The 13,221-nt window shown below is 73.5% G+C and carries 11 protein-coding genes; 6 read left to right on the top strand and 5 right to left on the bottom strand.

Features of this window, described 5'->3' with window-relative positions; genetic code table 11:
• Positions 1-38: 38 nt before the first annotated feature.
• Together LQ327_RS14265 and LQ327_RS14260 are read left to right on the top strand one after the other, a co-directional pair.
• The gene (locus LQ327_RS14265; RefSeq protein ID WP_230734585.1) at positions 39-728 is read left to right on the top strand and encodes a response regulator transcription factor; all 690 of its coding nucleotides are present in this window, start codon (positions 39-41) and stop codon (positions 726-728) included.
• Positions 725-2,194: an ATP-binding protein gene (locus tag LQ327_RS14260; RefSeq protein WP_230734583.1), complete on the top strand. Its 1,470-nt coding sequence runs from the start codon at positions 725-727 to the stop codon at positions 2,192-2,194. Before LQ327_RS14265 ends, LQ327_RS14260 begins: the two co-directional genes overlap by 4 nt.
• A gap of 40 nt (positions 2,195-2,234) precedes the next feature.
• Here the strand turns inward: LQ327_RS14260 and LQ327_RS14255 are convergent, their stop codons facing one another.
• Positions 2,235-2,966: a maleylpyruvate isomerase family mycothiol-dependent enzyme gene (locus tag LQ327_RS14255; RefSeq protein WP_230734581.1), complete on the bottom strand. Its 732-nt coding sequence runs from the start codon at positions 2,964-2,966 to the stop codon at positions 2,235-2,237.
• Between the two features lie 111 nt (positions 2,967-3,077).
• On the opposite strand from LQ327_RS14255, the gene LQ327_RS14250 reads away from it, so the two are divergent.
• The 4 genes from LQ327_RS14250 to LQ327_RS14235 all read left to right on the top strand — a co-directional run bounded on the left by LQ327_RS14250 (position 3,078) and on the right by LQ327_RS14235 (position 8,651).
• Entirely contained in the window at positions 3,078-3,764 is a 687-nt protein-coding gene (locus tag LQ327_RS14250; RefSeq protein WP_230734579.1) for a PAS domain-containing protein, read from the top strand.
• Positions 3,765-3,869: 105 nt separating this feature from the next.
• Positions 3,870-5,843, top strand: coding sequence for a molybdopterin oxidoreductase family protein (locus tag LQ327_RS14245; protein ID WP_230734577.1), 1,974 nt, complete (start codon positions 3,870-3,872; stop codon positions 5,841-5,843).
• A gap of 16 nt (positions 5,844-5,859) precedes the next feature.
• On the top strand, positions 5,860-7,722 hold the full coding sequence (locus LQ327_RS14240) for an NAD(P)H-dependent oxidoreductase subunit E (RefSeq protein WP_230734575.1): 1,863 nt from the start codon (positions 5,860-5,862) through the stop codon (positions 7,720-7,722).
• Positions 7,719-8,651, top strand: a complete 933-nt coding sequence (locus tag LQ327_RS14235; RefSeq protein ID WP_230734573.1) for a 2Fe-2S iron-sulfur cluster-binding protein — start codon at positions 7,719-7,721, stop codon at positions 8,649-8,651. The genes LQ327_RS14240 and LQ327_RS14235 overlap by 4 nt, the downstream gene beginning before the upstream one ends.
• A gap of 44 nt (positions 8,652-8,695) precedes the next feature.
• On the opposite strand, the gene LQ327_RS14230 is transcribed toward LQ327_RS14235, so the two are convergent.
• The 4 genes from LQ327_RS14230 to LQ327_RS14215 form a co-directional block, all read right to left on the bottom strand.
• The gene (locus LQ327_RS14230; RefSeq protein WP_230734571.1) at positions 8,696-9,742 is read right to left on the bottom strand and encodes a maleylacetate reductase; all 1,047 of its coding nucleotides are present in this window, start codon (positions 9,740-9,742) and stop codon (positions 8,696-8,698) included.
• Positions 9,739-10,608 carry a dioxygenase family protein gene (locus tag LQ327_RS14225; protein ID WP_230734569.1) on the bottom strand — a complete coding sequence of 290 codons (870 nt, stop codon included), beginning with the start codon at positions 10,606-10,608 and terminating at the stop codon, positions 9,739-9,741. Before LQ327_RS14225 ends, LQ327_RS14230 begins: the two co-directional genes overlap by 4 nt.
• 56 nt (positions 10,609-10,664) lie before the next feature.
• Positions 10,665-12,449, bottom strand: coding sequence for an FAD-dependent oxidoreductase (locus LQ327_RS14220; RefSeq protein ID WP_230734568.1), 1,785 nt, complete (start codon positions 12,447-12,449; stop codon positions 10,665-10,667).
• A 77-nt stretch (positions 12,450-12,526) separates the two neighbouring features.
• Entirely contained in the window at positions 12,527-13,186 is a 660-nt protein-coding gene (locus tag LQ327_RS14215; protein ID WP_230734566.1) for a TetR/AcrR family transcriptional regulator, read from the bottom strand.
• Positions 13,187-13,221: the final 35 nt, after the last annotated feature.

Raw genomic sequence — 13,221 nt, 5'->3', positions numbered from 1 at the left:
CAGGCGCGGTTCAGGCCGGCCTGGTCTGATGGAGCCCCATGAGCAGGGGTGACGGGCCGCGGGTGCTCGTCGTCGAGGACGAGGCGACGATGCGCGAGTCGATCGTGCGCACCCTCGACCGCTCCGGGTACGCCGCGCGGGGACTGCCCGACGGCGCGGCGCTGGAGGAGACCCTCGACGGCTTCCGCCCCGACCTCGTCGTCCTCGACGTGATGCTGCCCGGGCGGGACGGGTTCCGGCTGCTCGACGTCGTCCGGGACCGGACCGATGCGGGCATCGTCATGGTGACCGCCCGCGACGCCCTCGACGACCGCCTGCGCGACCTGGACTCCGGCGCGGACGACTACGTGGTCAAGCCGTTCCTGCTCGAGGAGCTCACGAGCCGGGTGCAGGCGGTGCTGCGGCGCCGGGGCCGGACGCCGACCGCCCTCGTCGTCGGGGACCTGGTGATCGACGAAGAGGCGGGGGTCGCGACCCGGGCCGGCGCGCCCCTGAAGCTGACCGCCACCGAACTGCGGCTGCTGCGCTACCTCGCCGAGCAGCGCGGCCGGCTGGTGAGCAAGAACCAGATCCTGACCCAGGTGTGGGGGTACGACGCGTACGACCCCAACCTCGTCGAGGTCCACCTCTCGGCGCTCCGGCGCAAGCTCGAGGCGCACGGACCGCGGATCGTCCACACCAGCCGCGGCCTCGGCTACACGCTGCGGCCGGCGGAGGAGGACGCGTGAGGTCGCTCGCCTGGTTGCGGCAGCGGGCGGGTGACCGCATCGTCCCGACGCTCTCGCTGCGCTGGCGGGTGACCGCGACCGTCGTCGCCGTCGTCGCGGTGACGCTGCTGGTGGCCGGTCTGGTCGTCGACGTCGTCCTCGGTCAGGCGCTCGACCGCGACCAGCAGTCCCGGCTCACCGAGCGGGCGGCGCGGGCGACCACCCTCGTCGCGCAGCAGGTGCCGCCCGACCAGATGGTGTCCCTGCTCGACGGCCAGGGGGTGCGCGCGGTCCGGGTGTCCGCCACCGGGGCGGTGCTGCAGGGACTCCCCGACCCGCCCGGCGGACCGGGCGCGCCTCGCCCGCCAGGCCCCGGCGGCCGACCACCCGGGGACGGGCCGGGGCCGGGGATGCGCGGCGTCCGGGGCCCGACCGTCGACACCCGGCTGGCCGACGGCACCGTCGTCCGGCTGTTCGCGGATCCCGGGGAGATCGACTCGGTGGTCCACGTGCTGCGGGGGGTGATGATCGGGGTCGGGCTGGTCGGGCTGGCGATCTCGGCGGTGGTGCTGTTCACCGGGGTCACCGCGGCGCTGCGGCCGCTGGACGCGATGACCCGGGTGGCCCGGGCGATCACCACCGGGGACCGCGGACGACGACTGCGCCCGACGACGACGAACACCGAGATCGGGCGGACTGCGGCGGCGTTCGACGAGATGCTCGACGCGCTCGAGGCCGCCCGGCAGCGCTCCGAGACGTCCGCCCGTGACGCGCTCGACGCCGCGGCGCAGGCTCGGGCGGCCGAGCAGGAGGCCCGGCGCTCCGAGGCGACGACCCGACGGTTCCTCTCCGACGCCGCCCACGAACTGCGCACGCCGCTGGCCGGCATGCAGACCCTCGCCGAGACCCTCGTGCGCGACTCCGACGACGACCGCGAGACCCGCGAGGAGCTCGCGATCGCGCTGGTGCGGGAGACCTCGCGGGCGTCGTCGCTGGTCACCGACATGCTCGACCTCGCCCGCATCGAGGGCGGGGAGGACCTCGACCGGCGGCCGGTGGACCTCACCGCGCTGGTCACCGACCAGGTGGGACGGCTGCGGCTGGTCGACCCCGACCTGGACGTGACGGTGGATGCGCCCGGACCCGTCGTCGTGCCGGGCGACGAGCAGAAGCTGCGGCGGGTGCTGATCAACCTGCTCGACAACGCGCGCCGGCACGTGCGCCCGGGCGGCGCGGTGCGGGTGACGGTCGCGGACGGGGAGCTGGTGGTGCACAACGACGGCGAGCCGGTCGCCGAGGCGGACCGCGAGCGCATCTTCGACCGGCTGGTGCGGCTGGACGAGGCCCGGGCACGCGACTCCGGCGGGGCGGGCCTCGGACTGGCCATCGCGCGGGCGCTCGTCCGCGCGCACGGCGGCGAGCTGGTCTACCGCGCGACGGCCGACGGCTCGGACCTGGTGGCCTCCGGCCTCGTGAGCACTAACTGACGCCAGAGCGTCAATTACTGCTCACGAGCGCGGAGCGCACCTAGGGGGTCAGCCCCGCCGCCAGCACCGCGTCCACCGCGCCCCGGTCCCCCTCGACGTCGACCCGCGCGTCGTCGGGACCGACCCGTCCCCACACCAGCAGGAGCAGCGCCTCGGCGTCCCCGCGCACGGTGGCCGCCGGGCGCTCCGGCGCGCCGTCCCCGGCGATCTCCCACGACGGTCCCTCGGCGCTCGCCACCGCGATCCGGACGTCCGGCACCGTGCACCGCCCGAGCCGGACCTGACGGGGCAGGAACATCGCGATCGCCTCGTCGAGGCCGTCGAGGGCGAAGTCGGACGCCAGCGCCCCTGCCGTGCCGGACGCGACCTCGGCGTCGTGGGCGTGCATCGCGGTCTCGTGGGCCTGGCGCCGGAACCAGAACGCCGCGGTCCGCGGCTTCGGGCCGAACGACCAGCACGGGGCGTCCGGACCGGCCTCCCGCAGCGTCGAGATCAACGCGGCCGAGCCCTCGTCGAACCACGCGACCAGGTCCGCCCGGGACGACGGCGGATCGTCGGACGTGCCGTTCGGGTGCCCCTCGAGCACGGCCACCCGGGCCCAGCGGTGCACCCCGCCGAGATGGTGGGCGAGCTCGCGCAGGCTCCACGGCGGGCACGACGGGACGGGCGCGGCGAGGTCGGCCCCGGCGAGCGCCGTCGAGAACCTCGCGGTCGCGGAATCCAGGTGATCCAGGCAGACGGTGGGCGGGAGCAGGTCCACGGTGCTCGGCACGCGACCGACTCTAGGGGTGGCCCAGGACACCATCCGAGAATCGATGCCCTGTCGAGGGATGGTTTACCCCGATCGTTGGGTACGCCGTTACCCTCCGGATCGTCCGGGCCCGTGACCGTCAGGGGTGCGATGGACAAGATCGGCGCCTACTCCTGGCACCCCAGCTCGGACCGGTGGATCTGGAACGACACCATGTTCCACCTGCTCGGATACGCCTCCGGCGAGGTCCGGCCGAGCCGGGCGCTCGTCGTCGCGCACAAGCATCCCGACGATCGGGCGCACGTCGAGCGCATCATGGCCGACGCGGTCGCCCACCGATTGGCCTACACCTGCCGACATCGGATCGTGTCGGTCGACGGCACCATCCACCAGGTGGTCGCCGTCGGGCATCCCGCCGACCACGACGAGCGCTGGCCTCCGGGCCTGCTGCTGCGCGGCTACCTGGTGCACCTGGCGACGACGGCGCCCCGCCCCTCGTCCGCCGAGTTCACGGCGACCGCGTCCGTCGGCATCCCGACCGCGCCGTTCCCGCGCGGTGACCCGCAGGGCCGGCTGCCCTCGCTGGGCTCGTCGTGGTCCGCCGCCGAGCACGACCGCCACGTCGGCCGGGCCGCCGACGTCCTCGCCGACGCGATGGAACTGACGTCCGAGGCGGGCGCCGCGCTGCTCGCCCACCTCGCCAACGCCGCGGCCGAGCCGCTGATCGTCGTCGCCGAGCGGGTGATCGCGGTCAGCCTGGACCCGGACACCCGTGGCCTGGCCGAACTGCTGACGGGGATCGCCGTTCCGGAGGCGTGAACGAAGGTCGGGATCTTCCTGTGACGCGGGTCGCACTTGATCTCCACGCCGTTTAGCGTGGCGGGTGAGAGCACGTCAGAGCAGTCCCGCCGGAGGTCGATCCCCATGCGCGCTCCGCGCCATGTCCGTCTCACCGAACCCCTCGTGCGCGAGCACGGGGAGCTGCGTCCCGCGAGCTGGGACGAAGCGCTCGACCGCGCCGCGGCCGGCTTCCGCGGGGTGCCGGGCGAGGCCTACGGGATGTTCTCCTGCTCGAAGGCGACCAACGAGATGAACTACACCGCCCAGAAGTTCTCCCGGGTGGTGATGGGGTCCAACAACGTGGACTCCTGCAACCGCACTTGACACGCTCCCAGCGTCGTCGGTCTGACGGCAGTGTTCGGCGCCGGTGGTGGCACCAGCGCCTATCAGGAGGTCGAGGAAACCGACCTCGTCATCCTCTGGGGCTCGAACGCGCGCGACACCCACCCGATCTACTTCCACCACGTCCTCAAGGGCCTGCACAACGGGGCCGAGCTGTACGTCGTCGACCCCCGACGCACCTCGTCGGCGAAGTGGGCGACGGGGCACCTGGCCCTGGACGTCGGCACCGACATCGCGCTCGCCCACGCCATGGGCCGCGTGATCCTCGACGAGGGCCTCGAGAACCGGGCGTTCATCGAGCGCGCGACGACGGGCATCGACGAGTACCGGGCCGCGGTCGAGCCGTGGACCCTGGCGCGCGCGCAGGAGGTCACCGGCGTCGACGCCGCGCTGATCCGTGACACCGCGCTCGCCTACGCGACGGCCGACCGTGCCCAGCTGTGCTGGACGCTCGGCATCACCGAGCACCACAACGCCGTCGACAACGTCCGCGCCCTCATCGACCTCGCGCTGCTCACCGGCCACGTCGGCCGGTGGGGCTCCGGCGTCGTCCCGCTGCGCGGGCAGAACAACGTGCAGGGCGGCGGGGACATGGGCTCCATCCCCAACAAGCTGCCCGGCGGCTACGACGTCGAGGACGAGGTCGAGCGGGCACGCTTCGAGCGCGTCTGGGGTGCGCCGATCCCGCCGCGCAAGGGCCTGCACCTCTCGCAGATGTTCGAGTCGATGGAACGCGGGGAGATCCGCGCGGTCTACTGCGTCGGAGAGAACCCGGCCGAGTCCGAGGCGGACGTCGCCCACGCCCGCAAGCTCCTCACCGGCCTGGACCACCTCGTCGTCCAGGACATCTTCCGGACCGCGACCGCGGAGCTGGCCGACGTCGTGCTGCCCAGCTGCGCGGACTGGTGCGAGTACGAGGGCACCGTCACGTCCTCCGAACGGCGCGTGCAGCGCGTCCGCAAGGCCATCGACCCGCCGGGGCTGGCCCGGCCCGACACCCACATCATCTGCGACCTCGCGACGAGGCTGGGCCACGACTGGGGCGCGCCGACCGCCGAGCAGGTGTGGGACGAGCTGCGGTCGGTGTCGCTGAACTGGCACGCCGGGATGTCCTACGCCCGGCTGACCGAGCTGGGCGGGCTGCAGTGGCCGTGCCCGAGCGAGGACCACCCCGGCACCCCGACGATGCACACCCGGCTGTGGGAGCGCGATCCCGCCGCGCGGGGCAAGCCCGCCCCGTTCGCCGGGGTCGAGCACGCCGGGCCGCTCGACGTGCTGACCGCCGAGTTCCCGCTGCGCCTGACGACGGTGCGCACCCTCGACTCGTACAACTCCGGGGTGCAGACCGGCGGGTACTCCTCGCCGCTGCGCCGCGACGAGGCGCTGTGCATCGACCCGGCCGACGCCGAGGCGCTGGGGATCGCCGACGGCGAGCGGGTCCGGGTGGTCTCGCGGCGCGGGGCGGTGGAGGCCCCGATCCGGTTCGACGGGGCGGCCCGGCCCGGTCTGGCGTTCATCACGCCGCACTTCTCCGAGCAGGTCGACGTCAACCTGATCACCAACGAGGCGTGGGACCCGCAGTCCGGCACGTCGGAGTTCAAGGCGACGGCGATCCGGATCGAGCCCCTTCCCCCGCGTCAGGAAAGCCTCGTCGCTGACGCCGAACGTCAGGAACGCGACGTTCCCGACGTGCGAGTGCCGGTGGCCGGATCGTGATCATGAGAGGGGTCCTGTGGATCTGAGGCTGCTGCCCGACGCACCCACCGACGTGGAGCGGACCGCGATCGACGCCGTGGTCCCCGACGACCTCGGCTCGACGGGCGAGCGTCGGGACCTGCTGCTGCCGGCCTTCCACGCGGTGATGGACGCGGTCGGGTGGATCAGCCGGGGTGCGCTCGGGCACGTCTGTGAACGGCTGCAGGTCCCGCCGGCCGAGGCCTACGGGGTGGCCACCTTCTACGCGCTGTTCTCGGTCACGCCCCGCGCTCCGCGCACGGCCCACGTGTGCGACGACGTGGCGTGCGCCGCGTTCGGCGGCGACGCGCTCTGCGCCGCCCTGGAGGAGCGCCTGGGGCCGGCGGGCGAGCGCGAGGACGTGACCTGGACGCGCAGCCCCTGCCTGGGGATGTGCGAGCGGGCGCCGGCGGTGTTCCTGCAGCGGGCAGGAGACGCAGCGCAGCGGAGCTCGACCATCGATGCCGGACCGGAGGCCGCTGACGGTCTCGGGGACCACCAGCAGATCGCCCCCGCCGACGTCACCACGGTGCTCGAGGGACTCGGCGGCGCCGACGTCCCGGGCCCCGACCCCGTCGTCTCCACCCCGCAGTCACGGATGGACCGGAGCCGGAGCAACGGGACCCGCCCGCAGGAGCTGCACCTGCTCTCCCGCGTCGGCATCGTCGACCCGGCCGACCTCGACTCCTACCGGGCCGCGGGCGGCTACTCCGGGCTGCGGCGCGCGCTGGCCGTCGGCTCCTCGCGGGTGGTCGACGAGATCACCGTCGCCTCGCTCACGGGCCGCGGCGGGGCGGCGTTCCCGACGGGGACGAAGTGGTCCGCCGTGGCCGGGTCCCCGGACCCGGACAAGTACCTGATCTGCAACGCCGACGAGTCGGAACCGGGCACCTTCAAGGACCGGGTGCTCATGGAGGCCGACCCGTTCGCGCTGGTCGAGGCCATGACCGTCGCCGGGATCGCCGTCGGCGCGCACACCGGCTACCTCTACATCCGCGGGGAGTACCCCGCGGCCGAGCGCGCGGTCCGCCACGCCATCGAGGCCGCGCGGCATCACCGGCTGCTGGGCGACGACGTCATGGGCTCGGGTCGGGTGTTCGACATCGAGGTCCGACGCGGGGCGGGCGCGTACATCTGCGGTGAGGAGACCGCGCTGATGAACTCGCTCGAGGGCCACCGCGGCGAGCCCCGGGCGAAACCGCCGTTCCCGACGGTCGCCGGCCTGTTCGCGAAGCCCACGGTGATCAACAACGTCGAGACGCTGATCAACGTGCTGCGCATCGTCGCCGAGGGCGGTCCGGCGTTCGCCGAGGTGGGGTCGGGCCGCTCCACCGGGACGAAGCTGTTCTGCCTGTCCGGGGTGGTGGCGCGGCCCGGCGTCTACGAGATCGACATGGGCACGACGCTGCGCGAGCTGCTCGAGCTCGCCGGCGGGGTGCCCGACCGGCTCCGGACGATCCTGCTCGGCGGCGCCGCGGGAACGTTCGTCACGCCCGACCAGCTCGACGTCCGGCTCACGCTCGAGGACACCCGCGAGATCGGGGCGACGCTGGGGTCCGGGGTCGTGCTGTGCCTCGACGAGTCCGTCGACATGGCGAGGATCCTGCGCCGGATCGCCGGGTTCTTCCGCGACGAGTCGTGCGGGCAGTGCGTGCCGTGCCGGGTCGGGACGGTCCGCCAGGAGGAGGCACTCGCGCGGATCGTGCGGGGGCGTGAGATCGGCGACCGGAAGACGGAGCTCCAGCTGCTCACCGACGTCGACCGGGTCATGACCGACGCGTCGATCTGCGGTCTCGGGCAGACCGCGGCGTCGGCGGTGCGGTCGGCACTGAAGCTCGGACTGATCGGGGAGAACGCGTGACGACGATCGACCTGGGCACCATCCGGAGACTGGTCAGCGTGACCGTCGACGACGTCGAGCACCGCGTCCCCGAGGGCGCGACGATCATGGACGTCCTCGACGGGGCCGGCTGCGACACCCCGCGGCTGTGCCAGGCGCCGAACCTCACCCCGGTCAACGCCTGCCGGGTGTGCGTGGTGGAGGTCGAGGGATCGCGCCCGCTGGTGCCGTCGTGCGCGCGCCGGGTCGAGGACGGGATGGTGGTGCGCACCGACACCGAGCGGGTCGCGCACAGCCGCAGGATGGTGCTCGAGCTGCTCGAGTCGGCCAACGACATGTCCCAGGCCGGCGACGACGTCGCCCGCTGGTCGGTCGAGTACGGCGCCGACCCCGAACGCTACGGCCCGCCCGGACCGCCCGCCGCGGCCGGCGAGCGCGGCAACCGCCACCCGGGCCACCACGCCGAGCCCGACGGCGAGACACGCGCGACCGTCGCGCAGCCGGTCACCGTCGACAACGACCTGTACGTGCGCGACTACGCCCGCTGCATCCTCTGCTACAAGTGCGTCGAGGCGTGCGGGACCGACGCGCAGAACACGTTCGCGATCGCGGTCGCCGGGCGCGGGTTCGACGCGACGATCTCGACGGAGTTCGCGGTCCCGCTGCCGGACTCGGCGTGCGTGTACTGCGGGAACTGCATCGGGGTGTGCCCGACGGGGGCGCTGAAGTCGGTCGCCGAGCACGAGCGCCGCGAGGCGGGGATCTGGGACCCCGACGACGAGACGGTGACCTCCACGATCTGCTCGTTCTGCGGGGTCGGCTGCACGCTGGAGCTGCACGTGCAGCACAACACGATCGTCAACGTGACCTCGCCGCACGACCACTCGGTGACCCACGGGCACCTCTGCATCAAGGGCCGGTTCGGGTTCCAGCACGTGCAGAACCTCTAGGTGCCCTTCGGGCATGTGAGCACTGATTGACGCCCTGGCGTCAATCAGTGCTCACGGGGCCGTAGGCCACCTATCAGTGAACGCACCTCCGCCGCCGTCGGAACCCGGGGATGCGTCGGGGGCGGCGTCACCGCGCGCTCGGCCAGCACGTCGAACTGCGCGTCGTCCGCGCCGAGCTCGGCCAACGTCGTCGGGGCGCCCAACCGTGCGAGCAGGTCGGACAGGATCGCCACCGGGTCGCCGCCGAGGGCGTTCTCCAGGGCCACCGCGGCGACCGGTGCGGCCGGGAGGGTGTAGGCCATGACGGCGGGCAGCAGCACGGTGTGGGTGCCGGCGTGGGGCAGGTCGAGCCCGCCGCCGAGCACGTGCGCGAGCCGGTGGTGCAGGCCCATCGTCGTCGCCGCGAGCCCCGACCCCGCGAGCCACGCGCCGTAGAGGAGATCGCCCCGGGCGTCGGGATCCGCGGGCGACGAGGCCACCCGCGGCAGCGCGTCGACGATCGCGCGGGCCGACTCCGCCGACTCCAGCCGCGTCACCGGGGTCCCGTCCGGCGCCCACAACGCCTCCACGGCGTGGGCGAGCGCGTTGACCGCGCTGGTCACCGAAACGGCGACCGGCAACGACGTCGTCAGCTCCGGGTCGTACACGACGACGGCGGGGCGCGCCCGCTCGTCACGACCAGTCGTCTTCACGCCGTCCTCGGTCCGGCCCCACACCGGGGTCATCTCCGAGCCCGAGTACGTGGTGGGCACCGCGACCAGCGGCAGCCCGGTGTCCCGGACGATCGCCTTCCCGAGCCCGATCGCGGACCCGCCGCCGACCGCGACGCACCCGTCGGCGTCGAGCTCCCGGGCCCGCGCGACCCCGGCGTCCGCGATCTCGCCGGGCACGTGCTCGACGGCCTCCGCGAGCACCCCGGCCGACCGGTCACCGAGGTGACCGGCGGCCTCCTCCCCCAGCGCCTTGCGTCCGGGCGTGGTCACGACGACGACGCGGCGGCACCCCAGCCGGGCGACCTCGTCGCCGACCTCGGCGAACCGCCCGGCCCCGAAGACCACCTGGGAGGGCCGCGGCAGCTCGGTGAACCTCATGACGCGGCAGGCTGCAGCACGACGTCGAACCGCGCCCGCCGGAACGGGTTCGGCAGGCCGAGCCGGGCGGCCTCGTCGGGGTCGTCGACCGGCGCGAACTCCCGCACCAGCGACTGCTTCACCGCGAACACGGCGTCCGAGTCGAGGTAGGCGCTGCCCTCGACGAACACGTGCGTGGTCACCGGGACGTAGCCGGGCGCCTCGACGATGAAGTGCACGTGCGCGGGCCGGTACGGGTGGCGCTGCGACGCGCGCAGCAACGCCCCGACCGGCCCGTCGGTCGGGATCGGGTAGTGCGCCGGGACGATCGACCGGAACCAGAACCGGCCGTCGTCGTCGGCGGTGAAGAGGCCGCGCCCGTTGCCGAGCGGCTGGTCGTCGGGGACCTGGACGTCGTAGAAGCCGTGGTCGTCGGCCTGCCAGACGTCGATCCGTGCGCCCGGCACCGGCGTCCCGTCGGGCGCGGTCACGACGCCCTCGATCAGACAGGCCTCGCCGGTGCCGACCGAGTCGATCGTGTCGCCGAGCGCCCGCTCCGGGCTGCGGACCACGTGGAACGGCCCGAGCACGGTGGATGCCGTCGCATCCTGCGCCTGCCGCGACGCCTCCATCGTCTCGACCAGCATCGACGCCCCCAGCACGTCGGATAACAGGATGAACTCCTGGCGGTGGTCGTCGCACTTCTGCCCGATCGCGGTGAGGAACTCGATCCCCTGCTCCCACTCCGCGATGCTCGGGCGCACCTCCCGCAGGAAGCCGTGCAGGTGGCGCACGAGGCTGTCCATCACCTCGGCCAGCCGCGGGTCGGGCGTGTCCGCGAAGCTCGCGGTCACGGCGTCGACGGAGTCCTTCTCGCTGAAGTCCATAACAGGGCCCTCCGGGCCATGTGAACGGATGTGGTCGTCATGACGACCACATCCGTTCACATGCGCGACAGCGCTCGATCGAGCGTGGTGGTCAGGGTGGTGGTGGGATCGTCCGGCAGCGCGGCGAACCGCGCGGCCACGTGGTGGTCGGGGCGCACGAGCACCGCACCGGTGTCGCCGATCCCGGCGGCCTCGAGCAGCGTCGCCCAGTCACCGTAGGGGTCCTCGACCTCCCGGCCGGGCCCCACGACGACGAGCGCGACGAGACCGCTCACGACGTCGGGCGCCTCGCCCCACGCCTCGCCGCCCGGCCCCGTGAACAGCGTGAACCGGCCGTGCCCGGCCAGCTGGATCGTCGAGACCTCCCGACGACCGGCCCCGTGGGCGGCCAGCCACGCGTGCGGCACCCGCGCCCCGGGCGTCGTCGACGGCGCATGGGTCAGCTCCGGGTCCTCCACGACGTCGAGCGGGTCCGGGGCGAGCCTGTCCGGCACGACGGCGGACGAGACGTACCGGTGGTTGAGCTCGACCCCGTGCGCGTCGAACTCGTAGGCCTTGAACCGCACCGCCTCGCGCAGCGCCCGCCGCTGCTTCTCGGCCCCGGCGCCGGAGTCCTTGCGGGCGTCCATGTTCGCGCGCATGACGTCGGGGTCGTCCGTCCCGCTCACCCCGAGCGCGTCGAAGATCCGGCCGGTCTCGGCGATCGAGCGGTTGGCGCGGTCGACGACCTGCCGTCCGATCGGCGCGCGCTCGACGGTGTAGCTGTCGAGCAGCCCCGGGCCGGCGTCACCGCGCAGCACCAGCGCGAGCTTCCAGGCGAGGTTGAACGAGTCCTGGATCGAGGTGTTCGACCCCAGCCCGTTCGACGGCGGGTGCCGGTGTACCGCGTCGCCGCCGCAGAAGACCCGCCCGGAGCCGTAGTGCTCGGCGGCCATGTGGTTCACCGTCCAGGCCGAGCTCCCGACGATCTCGACGTCGAGGTCGTCCACCCCGACCAGCCGGCGGACCAGGCCCTTCGTGAACTCCTCCGACAGGTCGGGCGGCCCGTCGGCGGCGTCGTAGCCCCACACCGTGAGCCACTCGTTCCACGGCCGGACCATCCGGACCAGGCCCATCCCGATGCCGCCGACGTCCGAGCCCGGCTGCAGCACCCAGTAGAGGACGCTCGGCCGGTGCGCGACCCACGGGGAGAGGTCGGCGCGGAAGACGATGTTGAGCGACCCGGCCACGCCCATCTCGCCGCGCATCGGGAGCTCGGCCGCGTCGGCGACCCGCGATCGACCGCCGTCGGCGCCGTAGAGGTAGCGGGCCCGGATGTCGTACTCCGCGCCGTCGTCGGATCGCGTCCGGTCCCGGACCGTCACAGTTACCCCGTCGTCGTCGACGACGTGGGACAGGTACTCGGTGCCGTACCGGATGCGCGAGCCCCGGGCGGTTGCCGCGTTCACCAGCACCGGCTCCATGAGGTTCTGCGGCATGTCGCAGACCCGGCCCGGGCTCGCGCGCACGTGCGCCGCGCGGGTCTCCGGGTCGGTCCCCCAGGAGCGGACCCGGCCGAGCTCCTCCCCCGCGATCGCCGTGCAGAACGTCGTGGTGCCGATGAGGTCCTGCGGGGTGGCCTGGGCGATCACCTCGCCGGCGACGCCGAGGTCGTCGAGGACCTCCATCGTGCGCTGGTTGGTGATGTGCGCGCGAGGCTCCGCGGCCAGCGAGTCGTAGCGGGTGACGACGAGGTGGTCGACGCCGAGCGTCGCCAGGGCCAGCGCCATCGAGGCCCCGGCCGGACCGGTGCCCACCACGACGACGTCGGTGGTGACGGCGGGTGGGCGGGCCTCGGCCATGGCGCTCCTCGACGGTCGGCGACGACCACCTCATCCTGATCCGCACCGGACCCCGAGGGAAGAGGGTCGCTGAAAGTTCAACGACCGTGGACCGCGCCGATGCCGGCCAGGATCAGGTCCACGCCGGCGAGGAACTGCGCCCGGTCGTCGTGGTCGGCCAACCGCGTCGCGGCCCGGCGCACGAACGGATACCGCTCGGGGTCGAGGTCCTCCCACTGGGCCGCGACCGTCGCGAGGTACGTCGACCGGTCCGCGTCGTCATGGGCGAGGACCCGGGCGTTCGCCGCGTTCTGGCCGGCGACGCCCAGGACGTAGTTGACAAGGGCGCCCGCCGCGTCGAACAGCGACGGCTCCGGAACCCCGAGCGCGTGGAGCCGCTCGCCGACCCGCTCGTAGACGTCGAGCAGCGCAGGCCGCGACGGCTGCGCGGCGAGCTGCGCCCCGACCCAGGGATGGGTGTCGATCGCGTCGAACAGGCCGAGTGCGAGCGCGCGCAGCCCCTCCCGTGGGTCCGCGCCCCCATCCAGCCCGGCGATCACACCGGAGACGACCTCGTCGGTCGCGGCCGCCAGGAGCTCCCCCTTGTTCGCGACGTGGTGGTAGATCGCGCCGTACCCGGTGCTCAGGCGGGTGGTGAGCGTGCGGAAGGTCAGCGCGTCCTCGCCGCCGGCATCGAGGATCCCGGTCGCGACCTCGACGATGCGCTCCTTCGACAGTGCGTCCGTCCGCCGTGCCACGACCACAGTCTCGCATTCTTTGGATCGCCGATCCA

It is taken from the genome of Actinomycetospora endophytica, assembly GCF_021026375.1.
GTDB lineage: Bacteria > Actinomycetota > Actinomycetes > Mycobacteriales > Pseudonocardiaceae > Actinomycetospora > Actinomycetospora endophytica.
This window is presented reverse-complemented; position numbering and strand designations above follow the sequence as displayed.

Excerpts from the sequence above, each read along its gene's own strand:
- LQ327_RS14265 (WP_230734585.1), top strand. The coding sequence starts at position 39 with ATGAGCAGGGGTGACGGGCCGCGGGTGCTCGTCGTCGAGGACGAGGCG.
- LQ327_RS14225 (WP_230734569.1), bottom strand. The coding sequence starts at position 10,608 with ATGGACTTCAGCGAGAAGGACTCCGTCGACGCCGTGACCGCGAGCTTC.
- LQ327_RS14220 (WP_230734568.1), bottom strand. The coding sequence starts at position 12,449 with ATGGCCGAGGCCCGCCCACCCGCCGTCACCACCGACGTCGTCGTGGTG.
- LQ327_RS14230 (WP_230734571.1), bottom strand. The coding sequence starts at position 9,742 with ATGAGGTTCACCGAGCTGCCGCGGCCCTCCCAGGTGGTCTTCGGGGCC.